The sequence below is a fragment of the Arcticibacterium sp. GJ41-1 genome, assembly GCF_055808875.1.
This window is the reverse complement of record NZ_CM147888.1, coordinates 4,874,606-4,890,517: the sequence shown is the minus strand read 5'-3', so window position 1 is coordinate 4,890,517 and position 15,912 is coordinate 4,874,606. Positions and strand designations below refer to the sequence as shown.

Here is a 15,912-nt window from a genome sequence, read left to right as displayed (position 1 = left end):
AACATAAAGTGAAATCGGTTTATATGATTTAGTAAACAAGTATCTTCGCGGCTATGTGGATGTATTTAGGTCTTTTAGCGGCACTTTTCTTAGGATTACATAACTTATGTAAAAAACATGCAGTGCAGGGAAACGAAATTTTCCCTGTACTCTTAGGTACGGTTTCCGCTGGTTTTTTATTGATTCTTCCTTTTTTTATAGGCTCTATTTTTTATCCAGAAGCTACTAAAGAGATTGGCTTTTATGTAGAAGATATTCCATGGTCTACGCATGGTTTTATATTTATTAAATCTATGATAATGGCGGCTTCTTGGGTTTTGGCCTATGAGGCTTTAAAACATTTGCCTATTACCATTGTTACACCTATTAGGTCTGCAGGGCCTTTTTTTACTTTTATAGGGGCTTTGGTGATTTATCAAGAACGCCCAAATTTTTACCAATGGATTGGCTTTTTCCTCATTATCTTTTCGGTATTTCTTTATTCTAGAATAGGTAAGAAAGAAGGCATAAACTTCAAAAACAATAAGTGGATTTACGCCATTATTGGGGCTACGTTTTTAGGAGCCACTAGCGGGCTTTATGATAAATATTTGGTGCAGAGTCTTAACTTAAATCCACAAACCTTACAGTTTTGGTTTTGCTGGTACACCATTCTTATATTATTAGTCATTCTATCCATCACTTGGTTTCCATTTAAAGCCAAACGCCAAGCTTTCATATGGAGATGGAGCATACCAGCGGTGGGGATTTTACTACAAACAGCCGACTATTTCTACTTCAAAGCTTTACAAGACCCGGATGCTTTGATAATGCTGTTATCAGCCATTAAGAGGAGTCAAATTTTAATAGCGGTCTTGGTAGGCGGCTTGATTTTCAAAGAAAAGAACAAGCGTAAAAAGCTAATTCCATTAGTAGGTATTATGATTGGCGTAGCCTTAATTATGTTCTTTAAATAGAAAAAGCCAACCCAAAAAATATGAGTTGGCTTTAGAATATATAAACGTTAAAATCTTTTTGGTTTAATTAAATCCGAACTTTATCAAACCTTTCTTACTCAATTTTAGGGCTTCCATTGGCTCCATGCCATCAAAAACTTGGTCTTGCTCCACGATATAGTATTCCATACCTGAAAGCTCAGCCTTGTCTAAGATTTTTTTGAAATCAATAGTTCCTTGTCCTACTGGAGCAAATCTTCCTTGCTCATCCATATCTTTTACATGCCAAATTTTAAATCTACCTGGGTATTTTTGAAAATAGGCTATTGGGTCAGCACCAGCTTTAGTAACCCAGTAAAGGTCCATTTGGAAGTTTACAAATTCAGGGTCTAAGTGTTCAAGCAAATACTCTATAGGTACTACACCGTTAGCATCTTCTTTAAATTCAAAATCATGGTTATGATAAAGAAACTCTAAACCAGCCGCTTTTGCTTTACGCGAAATCACGTCTAAAATGTTTGTCAGCTTCTCTATATTATCTTCCATCGACAGTGTTCTAGTTTTTGGGTCAAACTTAAACATGCCCATTGGTGGTACAGGAGCAATAAAATATTTGAAACCAGCTGCTTTAACGTCAGCAACTAATACATCTGCATTATCTAAAGTCATAGAACCCATGTGAACGCTTATTGGCTTTAGTCCTAGGCTTTTCATGTAACGCTTAAACTCTTTTGGAGCCATGCCGTAAAATTTGCCATCCTTATAGTCTACCGCCTCAATGTACTTATAGCCAAGCTCAGCTACTTCTTTTAAAGTGGCTTTAGCGTCTTTGCCCATTTCGTTTCTGACGGTGTAAAGGGTCATGCCGCCCCATTTGTCTTGAGCCATCATGGAGGTACTCATAGAGAGCAAGAGAATGACGGTCAATATTTGAGTAAAAAGTGTCTTTTTCATCAATGTAAATTTCGAGTTAGTTTTAAAAGCCACAATGTACTCAATGTTGGAATATCTAAAGATCTTTTTAGACATAATGTATCCTTTCTTCGATGAATCGGTAAGTGAGTTTACTCTTCAGTAGGCTCTATAAAGCCACGAATTATGATAAAATAAAGAGCTTTATACATAAAAAAGCTACCCCGAGATTAATTCGAGGTAGCTTAAGTTCTTTCATGTTTTTAATTTACATCACACTGCTTTCCACTATTTCACCACAGCCAATTCTTGGTCCTGCCGCTCCAGAAGGTTGACTTGAAAAGTCGTCAGGTCCTTCATGAATTATTATCGCTTTCCCTAAAATATTCTTGTTAGCATCTTCACAGCCAATACACCATTTATCAGTTTCTAAACTTAGTGTACCTACGCTGTCTTCTCCTACTTCTAGGTTTCCAATGTCACCTACATGAAAGGGGGGCATTCCCCATTTTCCGTGAGCACGATTTGTTGGATTCCAGTGTCCTCCTGCACTTTTCCCGTCAGCGGCACTGCAGTCTCCATTTTCGTGAATGTGTATGGCATGACTTCCTGGACTTAAGCCTTTTATTTCAGCATTAATTTCTACTTCACCGTCTTCTTCTTCAAAACTCACTGTTCCTGAAGTCATACTTCCGCTTTTAGCGTCAATAACCGCTACGGCATTTTTTTCTTCCATCATCAGGATGCCTTCATCATCTGTTTCAGAATCTGATGAGCTGTTATCACAAGAAAAAAGGAAAGGTATTAGAGCTATGGATAAGATTATCTTTTTCATGTTTTATACTTTTAGTTTACATGGCTAAAGAGATAAATTATTGTTCCAAGCTTTTTTGAGCCAGACCTGTGGAGGCTTTTCAACTTCTTCTGTGGAATTTGTGAAGGAGTTTGGGCTTCGCCAAAAGGAAATATGTTTGAGTCAAACGACAATTATCTGCTATTTTAGCAAACCAATTTCAATCCGAAATATTATGATACGCCATACCGTAGTTTTAAAACTAAAACATTCAAAAGGCTCTGCCGAAGAGCAAAAATTCTTAGCTGCCGCTCAAAAATTAGAAGCTCTGCCAGGTGTTCAAAAGTTTGAATGCCTAAGGCAGATAGGGAAAAAGAATAATTTTGATTTTGGGCTTTCTATGGAGTTTGAGAACATGGAAGCTTATGAGGGCTATAATAATCATCCCGAGCATACCAATTTTGTCCAAACGTATTGGTTAAGAGATGTCGCTGAGTTTTTAGAGATAGATTATGAGCCGTACGCCTAACGAATTTTTAGGGCTTTGTCTGGGTAATTGGTGATGATTCCATCAATGCCCAAATCTACCAGTTCTTTCATTTTAGCTTCATCATTTACGGTCCATTGCCATACTTCCAAACCTTGTTTGTGAGCTTGGGCTATGTATTCTTTCGTGATTTCTGTTTTGGTTCCTACGCCTATGGCGGTTGCGTCTAATACATTGGCGTAGTCTAGCATATGTTCGTCGGCTGTTCCTTTAAGGTAAAGAATCGGTATTTGACTATCTAGTTTTCTGAATTTTGCCAACACTGGGTAGTAAAAAGAAAAGATAATTACTTCATCATTTACTTTAAGGTCATTGACTGTTTTCATTACACCTTCTTCTATGCCATAGACTTTGACCTCAATACACACTTTTATTTTGCCTTTGGCTATGGCCAATGTTTCTCTTAAAGTTGGGATTTTGACATCGGCGTATTGCTTGCCAAATTCCTTAGGAACACCTACGCGAACTTGTGATATCTCTGCATAAGTCATTTCGGCTATTTTACCTTGCTTATTATTCGAGCTCGTTCTTTTGACATCATAGTCATGAATCACGACGAGTGAATCATCTTTTGTTCTATGTACGTCTAGCTCAAAATATTCCGCACCTGCGTCTATTGCCTTTTGAAAAGCAACCAAGGTATTTTCAGGAGCAATGCTTGAGAAACCACGGTGGGCTATAATTTTGGTTTGAGCTTGTGTAGCTAAAGCAGATAAGATGGTGAGCGTACTGAGAATTACTTTTTTCATGGCTTAGTGTTGAATGAGCGTGCAAATAAATAAAAATGTGGCGTCAAATGGCTTTTTGAAAATGAAGGTTTTGTTAAGGATGAAGATTCCGTTTTAGAAATGTCTGCTGGAATTTCTTTACGGCAAGTTTCACCAGTCACTATTTTACTTAAGCACGTTGGAAATTCTTGTACTGTTTTGACCAGTTCAATGTTCCGACCAATATTCACAATAGTTCGTTGAACACCTTTGGACAAAGAAACCAATTCTGGTTCCTTTGTCTTTTAATGTGTTTTTGAAGTTTTTACTTCGCAGAAAACTTATACATGGTAGTCGTTTCATACGTTTCGCCAGGTCTTAGTGTAGTGCTTGGGTAATCTGGTTTGTTAGGAGCATCTGGGTAGTGCTCTGTTTCTAAACAGAAGCCCCATCTCTTTTTGTAGTTTACTCCTTTATGTCCGGTCAGGTTTCCTGTTAAAAAGTTTCCAGTGTAAAATTGAACCGCAGGTTCTGTGGTATAAACCTCCATAACTCTACCCGTGGTAGGCTCATATACAGAGGCACCTAGTTTCATTTCGTCCGACTTATCAGTAAATACCCACGCGTGGTCATATCCGCCACCTCGGCTTATTTGTGTATCGGTAGTGTCATTAATTCTATCACCAATTACGTGTGCGGTAGTAAAGTCAAAAGGAGTTCCAGCTACTGGCTCAGGCATTCCAAAAGGAATCAAACCTTCGTCTACTGGTAAATACGTGTCTGCATGAATAGTAACCTCGTGTCCTAAAACATCTCTTTCAAAACCTCCAAGGTTAAAGTAAGAGTGGTTGGTCATGTTAACCACCGTTGGTTTATCTGTGGTGGCTTTATAGTCTATTTTAAGAGCATCGTCTGGCATTAAAGTATAAGTAACCGTAGCACTTAAGTTTCCAGGAAATCCGCCGGCTCCGTCTGGAGAAACTGTTGTCAGTTTTAAGGTTGGGTTTTCGCTGTCTACTATTTCAGCATCCCAAAGATTTTTGTCAACACCAAAACCACCACTGTGGAGGTTATTGACCCCGTTATTAGCTACCAATTGAAATTCTTCACCATCTAATGAAAATTTGGCGTTGCCAATTCTGTTTCCAAAACGGCCTACTAGCGTACCAAAGAAAGAAGCACCGTCAAAATAATCTTCCAGTTTGGTCATGCCTAAATTCACATTTTCATAATTACCATCTCTATCCGGAGCGGTCCAAGTAATGATTTTACCACCATAGTTAGTAATGGTGACTTCCATGCCTTTGGCATTTTTTAGGGTGAATATGCTGGCTTCTCTGCCATCGGCTAATTTTCCATAAACAGCTTCAGAAATGCTAGCGAGTTTGCTTTCGTTTGATGATTCTTCCGAGTTTGAATTACAGGATGTTGTCATAAGTATTGTTAAAAAGAAAAGAGTGAGTTGTTTCATGATTGAAATTTTAATGAGGGTTGTTAAAGTAATTGACCGAAGGTATTACTCAAGTCTAAATTTAACATAAAAAACCCTCTTCCTAATAAGATTAAGAAGAGGGTTTTGATAATTTTTCTAAAAGCCTAGCTGAAATAAATCATTACCCAGATGACGATAGAAATTACGAATAAACTGGCTCCAATATCAATCCAGTTGAAACTTGCTTTGTTTTTGGCTTTGTCTTCATCACTAACGGTACTAAGCGTAAGTCCAGCAATGTCTTTTTTGTCTTGCTCCTTTGTAAACATAGATACTATAACGGCTATGGCCACACAGTATAAGAAGAAGAAAGAAGAGAACTTTAAGAAGTTCATGTCGGCAAAATTATAAATCATGCTTCCTTCTGTCATAGAGTCTTTAGTAACCTCTAATGTAAGACGGATAGCTGCAATAATAATACCTGAGAAAAGGGTAGCTAATGCACCTTTGTTGTTAATTCTACTAGAGAAAATTCCTAATAAGAATACAGCAGTAATAGGCGGAGCTATATAAGACTGCACATTTTGTAGATACTCATAAAGTGTACCTCCTGCTAATCTTTCAATAATAGGAACCCAAAGAATACCAAGTAAAACCACCACACCAGTGGCTATTCTACCTACTTGAACCATTTTCTTCTCAGAAGCATCAGGTTTTAGTTTTTTGTAAATATCAATGGTAAATAAGGTAGAGCAACTGTTAAATACCGATGCCAAAGAAGACATCAATGCTGCCATAAGACCGGCTGCCACTAAACCTCTCAAACCTGCAGGTAAAACGTGCATCATTAAAGCGGGGAAAGCTCTATCTGGCGTAGCCCATTCTAGCTCACCTCTCATTTTTAATACAAGAGCAATTACCCCAGGAATTAAGAATAAGAAAACTGGCATCAATTTTAAGAATGCTCCAAAAATACTTCCACGTCTTCCTTCTTTAATGTTTTTGGCGGTAAGCACACGCTGCACAATTACTTGGTCAGTACACCAATACCAAATACCAACAATGGAGGAAGAAAGCACCAACCAGTGCCATGGATAGTCTTTGTCGTCCATAGAACGCCACATGTTCATGTATTCAGGGCCTACCGTATCTACTACGCTATTCCAGCCACCGGCTGCATCTAAACCTAAGAATGTTAACATAGCAGCACCTACCACTAATATGATGGCCTGAAGAGTTTCTGTGTAAACCACAGCTCTCATTCCACCTAATACGGTGTAAATACCCGTTAAAATAACAGTGGCCAATGCACCCTGCATAAATGTTACACCTAAAAGCGTAGAGATTACAATTCCCCCAGCGTAAAGCGTTACAGATACTTTTGTCAATACATATGCAGCTAAACTGAAAAGAGACAAGAACCACCTGGCTTCAGAGCCAAATCTTTTTTCAAGAAACTCTGGCATGGTGAAGACATTGCTTCTTACATAAAATGGTAAAAATAACCATCCTAAAAGAACCACTACCCAAGCGTGTAGCTCATAAATTAATAAGGGAAATTTGTCTGCAGCTCCAGAGCCAGCCAGACCTACCACGTGTTCGGAGCCAATGTTTGATGCGAAGATAGACGCACCTACCACAAACCAGCCCATGTTTCTTCCAGCCAGAAAATAGTCTTCACTGTTTTCGGCTTTTTTAGAGACCACCCACCAGGCAACAGCTAGTAGTAAGGCGAAATACGCCGCTATAACTACCCAGTCAAGGGTTACTAAAGTATTCATATAGTTTTAAGGTTTAGATTAAATAAGTGTAAGATTGACAATTATAAATATTCTATTTGTTTTGCACTAATTTTTCGAAGAAAAAATATGATTTAACTCAGTATAAACTTACAAATATAATTTTAGCAGATAACCGAAAACGTTTAAGTTTCCTTTTATGTCAATAGAAGTTCAAAACTTTAAAGGAAGAATTTGGATGCAGAAATAGCAACCACCACTATGAGTAGTCGGTATATCCACACATTGGCATTTGGGATTTTGGCTATGAACTTTACACCGAGCCACGCTCCAATAGACTGAAAGATGCCCATCAGGATTCCATAACCAAAATGAACCTTGCCGTAATAAATGAATAGAGCTAAAGCAGGAACGGTAAATATGAATGTTATTAAAAGCTTGATTCCATTGGCTTGCTTAAGGCTGTATTTAGAAACTAGCACCATGCCTGCAAGAAGAAAAACACCGACACCTGCTTGAAGAAAACCGCCATAAATACCGATGAAGAAAAAGGCAAGTAAAGAGGTCCAATGCTTTTTCTTTTCTCCGCTATCTAAAGTTTCTTGAAGCCATTTCTGAGGTTTGAACAGTAAAACTATGAGCATAACTATCATTAAGACACCTATGCTATAGTTCATGGTTTTTTCGTCTAAGTCTACAGCTATTTTAGAACCAATGATTGACCCAATTACAGCAGGAATGGCAAGCCACTCTACACCTTTATATAAACCAGGAAACGTTTTATTATACCTAAGAGATGCTACGCCAGATTGCATAAAAACGCCTATTCTGTTGGTAGCATTAGCCACAGAGGGTGGTAATCCGCACATGAAAATAAATATAGGCAGGGTGATTAAGGAGCCACTTCCGGCCAATGTATTTATAACACCGGTAAATAATCCAGCAAAAGCAAATAACAGAAAATCAACCAGCGATAAATCTATGTCCATTTAAATAGTAGTTTTAGACAAATGTAAACATGCTGGTTTAACTTTTTGAGAATCTGTCAATCAAATCAGTCGGCTTGGTTTAGACGGTAGTTAAATGTCAATACTGCTGAGCGTCTGGTACGTTGTGATTTCCCTACAGTTGTGAAGTTTGGTCCAAAACCCTCGAAGCGGTTTACTCTAGAATTTAGTATATCTAAAATACTAAGGCTTAATGTTCCTTTGTTGTCAAATAGTCCTTTACTAGCGGAGAAGTCAAAGAAGTAGATGGCCTTCCTTAAATCTTGAGCACCTCTTTGCGGAGCATTGTAATTTGCTCTAAACTGCATTTTAATGTCGTTTGAGAGTGTAAACCTTGACGTTTGACGGGCAAACCATGAGTTAGTTTCGGTCAAATAAGTCTCATTAATATTAGTTCCGTCTGTTTCGCCATGAAATGCATTTAGGTTAAGGTCTAATTTCCACCATTTGGTAGGTTCAAATGTGGAGGTAAACTCAATACCATAAGCCTGAGCAGAATTTAAGTTCTCAGGAAAAGTAGTGGCTAAACCATCAGAATCAACCGTTCTAATTCTCTCAATAACATCGTCTGTTTGACGTAAGTAAATAGAAGAGGTGAAAGAACCTTTGTCAAAGTATTTGACATGACCTAATTCAAACACGTCAGAGTATTCTGGGTTAAGGTCTGGATTTCCACTAAAGAAGTTTCTACTGTCAGAAACGGTATAAAATGGACTTAGGTCATTATACTGAGGCCTTCTGATACGACGACTATAGCTTAACTGAATGGCGTGGTCTTTTGGCAAATCATAAGTAAGGTGAGCACTAGGGAATAGATTGACGTATTTACGCGGGTTTCTTTCGTTTGTTTTCTCTAAAATAGTTGCAATGTTTGTCCACTCCGAACGTAAACCAGCTTGGTAAGAAATCTTATTCTGTTTGTTGCCAATAATAGCGTAGGCGGCATGAATTTGCTCATTGTACCTAAAAAGGTTGTCTAATTCTGGAATAGAGGCGTTTTCAGAGGAGCCACTTACCGTGTTTACAAAATAGTCATTCACCATTTTACGGAAATTACTTCTTGCCCCAAACTCAAATTTTCCTTCCGAGCTGATTGGTTGAATATAATCGAGTTGATAAAGGAATTGCTTTTCAAACTCGTCATTGAGCGATTTTTGAACAAAAGTATTTGCAGGGTCAACCTGGCTATTGGCCAAACTTCCTGTTTGGGTAAATAACTGGTCAGACGTTTCTGAATGGTCTAAAAATCTAAATGAAGCAGTTAATTCATGACCTTTTTTCTCAAAAAGCCTTTTATAGCTTACCACTGTTTCGCCTATCGGCTCAATCTCATCTTCCTCTTGAATTCTTAAACTATTGGCTATTGGGTTATTTACCGAGTTAATAAAATCTTGGTATGCGTTCTCTGTATATCGCTGACCATTTGCTCTACTTAAAAGATAAGATGCGGTTAATATACTTTTCTCACTAAAGAAGTAATCTAAACCTGCTCTTACATTGGTGTTAAAACCTGTTACCTCGCCTTCCCCGTCTTGCTGCAAAATTCTAGTTTGGTCGCCATCTTCCACTTCTTGATAAAGCTCAGAGATGTATGGAGAAACGTTATAAGAAAGACCATAGTTAACAAAGAAATTCAGTTTGTCTTTTCTGTAATTTAGATTAGCTGCCACGCCGTATCTAGTAGGAAGCCCAGTACTGAGTTCAAAAGAACCATTGAAACCCTGCTTTCTATCTTTTTTAAGAATGATGTTTATGATACCCGCCATTCCTTCGGCTTCATATCTGGCAGATGGGTTTGTGATTATTTCTACTCGCTCCACCATGCTGGCTTGCAATTGTTGTAAACCAGCTCCGCCTTTAAAAGTTACTAATCCGGAAGGTCTTCCGTCAATCAAAATTCTGACATTTGAGCTTCCTCTTAGGCTTACGGTACCATCTACGGCTACATTTACAGAAGGTATATTTATCAAAACCTCAGCAGCCGAACCGCCAGCATTGGCTAAATCTTTTCCAACATTGAAAACCCTTTTGTCTAAAGAAAGCTCCATGCTACTCTTCTCTGCTCTTACCGTGACTTCGTCCAAACTGTTGGTAGAAGAAACTAATTCTAAAGTACCTAGGTCAATACTTTTATTAGCAGCGTTTACTGCGATTGATGGAGTATTTAAGTTTTCATAACCCATAAATTCTACATTGACGTAGTATTGACCGAAGGGAAGATTAAAAGTGAATTTTCCTTCTTCGTTAGAGATATTACCATCAATAAGGCTGCTGTCTTTGGCAGAGAAAACTCTTACACTAGAAAAGCCTAATGCCGTGCTAGTTTCAGCGTCAGTTATTTTTCCGGTAATTTTTCCTTGCTGGGCAAAACCAAAAGAAGAGATAAGTAGGAGTAGAACGGTTTTAAATAGGGTATACTTTTTATGCATTTGAATAGGGTGAACCAGTCTTGGTTCTAGGGTTGAATCTATAATTCTTCTAATTAGGTAAAATTATCCTCTTAATTCTTAATGAAAGCCAAAAGGCATCAAAATGAATCAATGAATATCGACAAGTCGCAAATTTAAAGAGATTTATTGCTTAAGTATGTCCTTAATTCTCTTCTAAAAGGATATTTGTCAACGTTTCTATCACTTCTACGAAACAAGTCCTGAAGTGACTTTTGGATGATAAAGGAGCCTAATAAGTAGCTTTTTCAGTAGGCTTATAATTTCAAATCGAAAATTATTATGTTTTTTTGGCGATTGTAATCGAAAATTATTATGATTTTTGGCGATTGTAATCGAAAATTATTATAGTTTTGAAATATGATTGATAGGTTGAACATCAAAAATATTGATAATAAACTCTTTAAAGGTAAAGCAATTTTACTTTTTGGGGCACGGCAAGTGGGTAAAACTACACTGTTGGCCTATCTTATCAATGAAAGACCGGAGTCGGTATTGCACCTTGATGGTGACGAGCCGGATATTAGAACTTTACTTTCAAATATCACTTCAACACAGCTAAGGAATTATATAGGAGAGAATCATATAGTATTTATTGATGAAGCCCAAAGAATCCCAAATATTGGTTTAACCTTAAAGCTTATAACCGATAAACTTAAAGATATTCAAGTGATAGCTACGGGTTCTTCTTCCTTTGAAATGGCGAATCATATGAACGAACCATTGACGGGAAGGAAGTTTGAGTTTCAACTTTTTCCATTGTCTTTTCAAGAAATGGTAAATCATCATGGCTTACTAGAAGAGAAAAGAGAGCTAGAACAGAGGTTAATCTATGGTTCATATCCTGAAGTGGTGACAAACCCATCTGACTCTGAAAACTTATTAAGCCTAATAGCCGATAGTTACTTATATAAAGACCTTTTAATGCTCGACTATATAAAAAAACCAAAGCTTTTAGAAAAGATTCTAAAGGCATTGGCATTGCAAATTGGGAGCGAAGTTTCTTACAATGAGTTGGCACAGCTAGTAGGGGCAGATAAAGAAACAGTAGAAAAGTATATCAACTTGTTTGAGCAAACTTTTGTGCTTTTTACCATGCCATCATACAGTAGAAATGTTAGGAATGAACTCAAGAAAAGTAAGAAGATATATTTTTATGATTGCGGAATACGAAATGCCATTCTGAATAATTATACGCCTATTCACAAAAGAACTGATGTAGGGGCTTTGTGGGAGAATTATTTAATCTCCGAAAGGATGAAAAAGAATTCGTATTTGGGGAAAAGAGTAAATACCTTTTTCTGGAGAACTACTCAACAGCAAGAGTTAGATTTTCTTGAAGAGAAGGGAGATTTATTAAGTGCTTTTGAGTTTAAGTGGAATGAAAACGCTAAGGCGAAAATATCTAAAACATTCTTAAATGCTTATCCAGACACAGAAGTTAAAGTTATATCAAAGGCAAATTACGAGGAGTTTTTAATGGATTAGGCTAATTTTCTTGTCTTTAGGATGCTTGAATAATTGTCTAAAATTCTTTGCAACTTATTTTGGCGAGGTTTTAAATGGTTCATTCTTTTAAGTTCTCTGAGTTCGTTTTCAATATCCAAAATTCGTTTTTTCGCTTTATCAAAATTGAACCTTCCACTAGGACAAATTTCTTTAAAATCATGGGACTTTAGTTTGAAAAACAAGAGAAGACACCTTAACTCAGATTCGCCAACCTCCGATTTAGAATCTTCCATTACGTGCGATTTAAATACATTAATCTGATATGAATCTAGAAATATTGTTTTTTGTTGATGCTTTGATAGTTTCAACCAAATTTTTCCTTTTTCAATTTCATTTTCACTAGAAACAACAAAGAATCCATTTGAAATTAATAAGTCTTGAAGTTCTTTCTTTGGTTGATAAACTTTTTCTTTTATTTGAACCTCCGGATTTACACAATGAATCATCTTTCCCTTTTCAAAGTATTGAATAATGTTTTCGGCCGAGAGTCTGGCCATTTCATCTCTAGCTTCCACCGTGGCAGAGCCAATGTGAGGTAGCACGCACACATTTGACATATTTAAAAGAGGGTTGTCGGTTTTCATAGGTTCTGGGTCAGATACGTCTAAACCAGCACCCCAAATTTCACCGTTTTGAAGAGCTTCTATTAAGGCTTTTTCGTCATGTACTTTTCCTCTTGAAGTATTTATGAAAATACATGACGATTTCATTTTAGAGAAAGCCTCTGCATTGAAAATTTGATGCGTTTGTTCAGAGAGGTTACTATGAACAGAGATAACATCAGAAGAGGCCAATAAATCATCAAAACTTACCAAAGTAGCGTCAAGCTCAGCGTTTGCTTTTTCATTTTGAGACCTATTGCAGTAAATGATGTTCATGTCGTAAGCCATTTTACACTTTCTTGCCATTTCGAAACCAATGGCTCCAAGTCCAAAAATGCCTAAAGTTTTACCGTACATCTCTTGGCCTAAGTTAGCTCTAGGTTTAAATCCTGAAATCTCTCCTCTTTCTAGTTTTTTATGCATGAAGAAGAAATTTCTGGCGGTAGCCACCATTAAGCCAAAAGCTATGTCAGATGTCGCTCTGTTCATGGCTTGAGGTGTATGCCCTATAGGTAGTTTTCTTTTATTACAAGCTTCCACATCCACATTGTCATATCCTGCAGAGTATTGCGAAAGCATGAGTAATTGTGGATTAGCGTTTAAATAATTCTCCGTTATTTTTTCCTTACTGCTCGACAAAACCACATCGGCCCATTGCGAAGCTATTTTAAACTCCTCTTCTGAAAATGGATTGTCAGAAGTTTGAACATTCAGCTCACATCCTTTTTGACGGAGTAAATTCAAACCAAGTTCTGGTATGTCGCGAGTGACTAGAATTTTTAGTTTGGATAGTTCTTTTTTCATTTTGCAGGGCTTTTGTGTAAATGTAAAAGGCTTTGATTCAATAACGAAAAATTTAAAACGAACAATGCAATGATATTTTATACTTTTAAAGTTTGGGGTACTTAAAATGATACTATGCTGAAAAAGTTAGGTCCTGGTTTGTTAGTGGCCGCTGCTGGAATAGGAGCGGGGGACATGATAATTGGTATTCAGATTGGTCTTGATTTTCAATGGATTTTTGTGGCTGCCGTTTTATTGGCCACAGTTTTGAAATATATTATTACGGTAGGTATAGCCAAATTTCAGATTGAAACTGGTAAGTCTATTATACAGTTTTGGAATACCAAAATTCCATTTTGGCTTAGGTTAATTTTCATTTTGTTTTTTCTTGTTTGGTCTTTTATGGTAGGTGCTGCTTTACTTTCTGCAAGTGGCTTGGCAGCTAATTCATTACTTCCATTTTGGTCAAAAGAAACTTGGGCGGTTGTTCATTCTTTGCTGGCATTTTTGATGATTTACTTTGGCAAATATCAGTCGATTGAAAACCTCACTAAAGTTCTGATTTTACTGCTTTTTGTGATTTTGATACCGACGGCATTGGTTTTACTTTTCAAAACAGAGACATCTTCTGAAATGGTGAGTGCGGCTTATGACACACCTACTTTAATTATGAGCATCATAGGCGGTGTGGGTGGAAGTGTTACCATGCTCAGTTATACATATTGGTTACAAGAAAAAAACTGGAATAAGGAAAATTTGATGCCTGAGGTTAAGTTTGATTTGCGTTTTTCTTATTTCATAACAGCCTTATTCATATTTGCTCTGATGGTAATAGCGAGTAGACTTGATATGAATACTGGGGAGCTTACTGGTTCTAAATTGATTTTCTCGCTTGGAGAAGTTATTGGAGATGTTTTGGGTGGTTTTGTGAAGTTGCTTTTCAAAATTTGTTTTTGGGGCGTAGCCTTTTCGTCGGTAATTACGGTTTGGAGCGGTGTGCCTTATTTGTTTCAGGACTTCTATCAAGGTATTGTTAAAAGTGAAAGTATGAGCAATGCTCCTGTAGCTGAGTCAAAGCAGTATCGAGCTTTCTTGTTGTTTATTAGCATAGCTCCTTTAGTCTTGACTTTTCTTCAGAACACCATTAAGAATGTAATTAATTACACGCTAATTTCTTCGGTTTTTGTGGTAGGAATTAGTGTAACTTTACTTTTGCTTGCAAGCGGAAAAGGTAAAATGTCAAACGATTTATTCTCAAAATTTATCCTTGCACTAAGTGTCCTTGTTTTTGCGAGTCTTTTGATTTGGCAAGCATTCCATTAATTCTAGTTAGATGTTACTTCAAAATACGTACAACTTTTTCAAAATTAAACCGGTAGCATCGCTAGGTTTTCTTTTTGCTACTTCTAGTTTAATGATAGGTGTTTGGGCGGGAGCTTTACCTTTTATGAAAGTCCGAATGGGACTAAACGACGCCGATTTAGGTTTGATACTTCTTTGTGCTCCCATAGGTTCTTTAACGGCCGTTTTTTTGTCGACTAAGGTTTTTAGAAACATAAAAGTTGGTACCTGGCTGGGTGTTGGAAATGCTGTTCAAGCACTTTTATTCTGTGTAGAGGTTTTTGCACCTTATCCTTGGGTGTTTGGTATAGCTTTATTTTTCAGAGGAGGGCTTGGATTCTTAAACGGGGTAGCTACAAATGCGGTTGCCGTCAGGTTTGAAAAGCAATACAATAAGAAGTTTTTAAATACATTTCATGCTATTTATAGCATAGGAGGAGCTTTAGGGGCGGGTTTGGCTGCCTTAATGTTTAAGTTGAATTTAGGAAGCACCTCGCAAATTCTCGCTGCTTTGGCTATAATCTTAATAGGTATAGCATTGTTGAAGAAAAACTATGTATTGCATGATTACTTTATTCATTCAGGCTCTGGTTTTAGTATGCCAACTAAAAGTATTTTAGGTCTATCTTTTATATGCTTGGTAGTTTTTATGGCGGAGGGTTCTGTGGTAGATTGGAGCTCTATTTACCTTAAACGAGATATATTGGCTCCGCTGTCAGTAATTAGTTTAGGCTATGGTGGTTTCTTTGTGGCCATGACCTTGGGTCGCTTAAATGGAGATGTTTTGGTGCCGTTAATTGGCGAGAAGCGAATCGTTTTACTTGGAACATTATTAGCAGCACTTGGCCTTTTGTTGGTTAGTCAAAGTGCGGAAGCTTACGTGGTGATTTTAGGTTTTATTTTAACAGGAGCTGGCTGCTGCTTTATAGTGCCGGTCTTGTTTGGGTCAGCCTCAAAAATTCCAAATGTGAGTCAAGTAGAAGGTTTCGGAATGATTACTTCGGGCGGTTTAATTGGCTTCCTAGCCGGACCATCAATCATTGGTTTGATATCAGAGCAATGGAGCCTATCGGTAGGTTTTATGTTTGTGGTGTTTATGCTTTGCCTTGCAGCCTTTGTGGGAGGCAGAAGTGGGCTTTTGAAGTGATTCTAATTCTA

At 37.4% G+C, this 15,912-nt stretch carries 13 protein-coding genes; 5 read left to right on the top strand and 8 right to left on the bottom strand.

Annotated elements, in window-relative coordinates:
• Nucleotides 1-53: 53 nt before the first annotated feature.
• Nucleotides 54-956 carry an EamA family transporter gene (locus tag AC0L6O_RS20240; RefSeq protein WP_473304967.1) on the top strand — a complete coding sequence of 301 codons (903 nt, stop codon included), beginning with the start codon at nucleotides 54-56 and terminating at the stop codon, nucleotides 954-956.
• A gap of 63 nt (nucleotides 957-1,019) precedes the next feature.
• Here AC0L6O_RS20240 and AC0L6O_RS20235 read toward each other — a convergent pair whose 3' ends face one another.
• Complete coding sequence (locus tag AC0L6O_RS20235) at nucleotides 1,020-1,889, bottom strand: sugar phosphate isomerase/epimerase family protein (protein WP_473304965.1); 870 nt, start codon at nucleotides 1,887-1,889, stop codon at nucleotides 1,020-1,022.
• A 226-nt stretch (nucleotides 1,890-2,115) separates the two neighbouring features.
• Entirely contained in the window at nucleotides 2,116-2,682 is a 567-nt protein-coding gene (locus AC0L6O_RS20230) for a superoxide dismutase family protein (RefSeq protein ID WP_473304963.1), read from the bottom strand.
• 193 nt (nucleotides 2,683-2,875) lie between these two features.
• Between AC0L6O_RS20230 and AC0L6O_RS20225 the strand changes: the two genes are divergently transcribed.
• Nucleotides 2,876-3,169 carry a Dabb family protein gene (locus tag AC0L6O_RS20225; RefSeq protein ID WP_473304961.1) on the top strand — a complete coding sequence of 98 codons (294 nt, stop codon included), beginning with the start codon at nucleotides 2,876-2,878 and terminating at the stop codon, nucleotides 3,167-3,169.
• Here AC0L6O_RS20225 and AC0L6O_RS20220 read toward each other — a convergent pair.
• The 5 genes from AC0L6O_RS20220 to AC0L6O_RS20200 form a co-directional block, all read right to left on the bottom strand.
• Entirely contained in the window at nucleotides 3,166-3,936 is a 771-nt protein-coding gene (locus AC0L6O_RS20220) for a glycerophosphodiester phosphodiesterase (RefSeq protein WP_473304960.1), read from the bottom strand. The genes AC0L6O_RS20225 and AC0L6O_RS20220 overlap by 4 nt on opposite strands.
• Nucleotides 3,937-4,219: 283 nt before the next feature.
• Complete coding sequence (locus AC0L6O_RS20215; protein WP_473304959.1) at nucleotides 4,220-5,365, bottom strand: aldose epimerase family protein; 1,146 nt, start codon at nucleotides 5,363-5,365, stop codon at nucleotides 4,220-4,222.
• A 125-nt stretch (nucleotides 5,366-5,490) separates the two neighbouring features.
• Nucleotides 5,491-7,107 (bottom strand): sodium:solute symporter, encoded by a 1,617-nt coding sequence (locus AC0L6O_RS20210; protein WP_473304958.1) that lies wholly within the window; start codon nucleotides 7,105-7,107, stop codon nucleotides 5,491-5,493.
• Between the two features lie 179 nt (nucleotides 7,108-7,286).
• Nucleotides 7,287-8,054 carry a sulfite exporter TauE/SafE family protein gene (locus tag AC0L6O_RS20205; protein WP_473304956.1) on the bottom strand — a complete coding sequence of 256 codons (768 nt, stop codon included), beginning with the start codon at nucleotides 8,052-8,054 and terminating at the stop codon, nucleotides 7,287-7,289.
• A 65-nt stretch (nucleotides 8,055-8,119) separates the two neighbouring features.
• Nucleotides 8,120-10,501: a TonB-dependent receptor gene (locus tag AC0L6O_RS20200; protein ID WP_473304955.1), complete on the bottom strand. Its 2,382-nt coding sequence runs from the start codon at nucleotides 10,499-10,501 to the stop codon at nucleotides 8,120-8,122.
• Nucleotides 10,502-10,879: 378 nt separating this feature from the next.
• Here AC0L6O_RS20200 and AC0L6O_RS20195 point away from each other — a divergent pair, with 378 nt between their 5' ends.
• Nucleotides 10,880-12,007 carry an ATP-binding protein gene (locus tag AC0L6O_RS20195; protein ID WP_473304953.1) on the top strand — a complete coding sequence of 376 codons (1,128 nt, stop codon included), beginning with the start codon at nucleotides 10,880-10,882 and terminating at the stop codon, nucleotides 12,005-12,007.
• On the opposite strand, the gene AC0L6O_RS20190 is transcribed toward AC0L6O_RS20195, so the two are convergent.
• Nucleotides 12,004-13,434: a 2-hydroxyacid dehydrogenase gene (locus AC0L6O_RS20190; protein WP_473304952.1), complete on the bottom strand. Its 1,431-nt coding sequence runs from the start codon at nucleotides 13,432-13,434 to the stop codon at nucleotides 12,004-12,006. The two genes, AC0L6O_RS20195 and AC0L6O_RS20190, sit on opposite strands and share 4 nt — an antisense overlap.
• Before the next feature lie 114 nt (nucleotides 13,435-13,548).
• On the opposite strand from AC0L6O_RS20190, the gene AC0L6O_RS20185 reads away from it, so the two are divergent.
• On the top strand, nucleotides 13,549-14,736 hold the full coding sequence (locus AC0L6O_RS20185) for an Nramp family divalent metal transporter (RefSeq protein ID WP_473304951.1): 1,188 nt from the start codon (nucleotides 13,549-13,551) through the stop codon (nucleotides 14,734-14,736).
• A 10-nt stretch (nucleotides 14,737-14,746) separates the two neighbouring features.
• On the top strand, nucleotides 14,747-15,901 hold the full coding sequence (locus AC0L6O_RS20180) for an MFS transporter (RefSeq protein WP_473304950.1): 1,155 nt from the start codon (nucleotides 14,747-14,749) through the stop codon (nucleotides 15,899-15,901).
• Nucleotides 15,902-15,912: the final 11 nt, after the last annotated feature.

What these genes read in the sequence shown, in the direction of transcription:
- AC0L6O_RS20240 (WP_473304967.1), top strand. Translation starts at nt 54, where the DNA reads ATGTGGATGTATTTAGGTCTTTTAGCGGCACTTTTCTTAGGATTACAT.
- AC0L6O_RS20235 (WP_473304965.1), bottom strand. Translation starts at nt 1,889, where the DNA reads ATGAAAAAGACACTTTTTACTCAAATATTGACCGTCATTCTCTTGCTC.
- AC0L6O_RS20230 (WP_473304963.1), bottom strand. Translation starts at nt 2,682, where the DNA reads ATGAAAAAGATAATCTTATCCATAGCTCTAATACCTTTCCTTTTTTCT.
- AC0L6O_RS20225 (WP_473304961.1), top strand. Translation starts at nt 2,876, where the DNA reads ATGATACGCCATACCGTAGTTTTAAAACTAAAACATTCAAAAGGCTCT.
- AC0L6O_RS20220 (WP_473304960.1), bottom strand. Translation starts at nt 3,936, where the DNA reads ATGAAAAAAGTAATTCTCAGTACGCTCACCATCTTATCTGCTTTAGCT.
- AC0L6O_RS20215 (WP_473304959.1), bottom strand. Translation starts at nt 5,365, where the DNA reads ATGAAACAACTCACTCTTTTCTTTTTAACAATACTTATGACAACATCC.
- AC0L6O_RS20210 (WP_473304958.1), bottom strand. Translation starts at nt 7,107, where the DNA reads ATGAATACTTTAGTAACCCTTGACTGGGTAGTTATAGCGGCGTATTTC.
- AC0L6O_RS20205 (WP_473304956.1), bottom strand. Translation starts at nt 8,054, where the DNA reads ATGGACATAGATTTATCGCTGGTTGATTTTCTGTTATTTGCTTTTGCT.
- AC0L6O_RS20200 (WP_473304955.1), bottom strand. Translation starts at nt 10,501, where the DNA reads ATGCATAAAAAGTATACCCTATTTAAAACCGTTCTACTCCTACTTATC.
- AC0L6O_RS20195 (WP_473304953.1), top strand. Translation starts at nt 10,880, where the DNA reads ATGATTGATAGGTTGAACATCAAAAATATTGATAATAAACTCTTTAAA.
- AC0L6O_RS20190 (WP_473304952.1), bottom strand. Translation starts at nt 13,434, where the DNA reads ATGAAAAAAGAACTATCCAAACTAAAAATTCTAGTCACTCGCGACATA.
- AC0L6O_RS20185 (WP_473304951.1), top strand. Translation starts at nt 13,549, where the DNA reads ATGCTGAAAAAGTTAGGTCCTGGTTTGTTAGTGGCCGCTGCTGGAATA.
- AC0L6O_RS20180 (WP_473304950.1), top strand. Translation starts at nt 14,747, where the DNA reads ATGTTACTTCAAAATACGTACAACTTTTTCAAAATTAAACCGGTAGCA.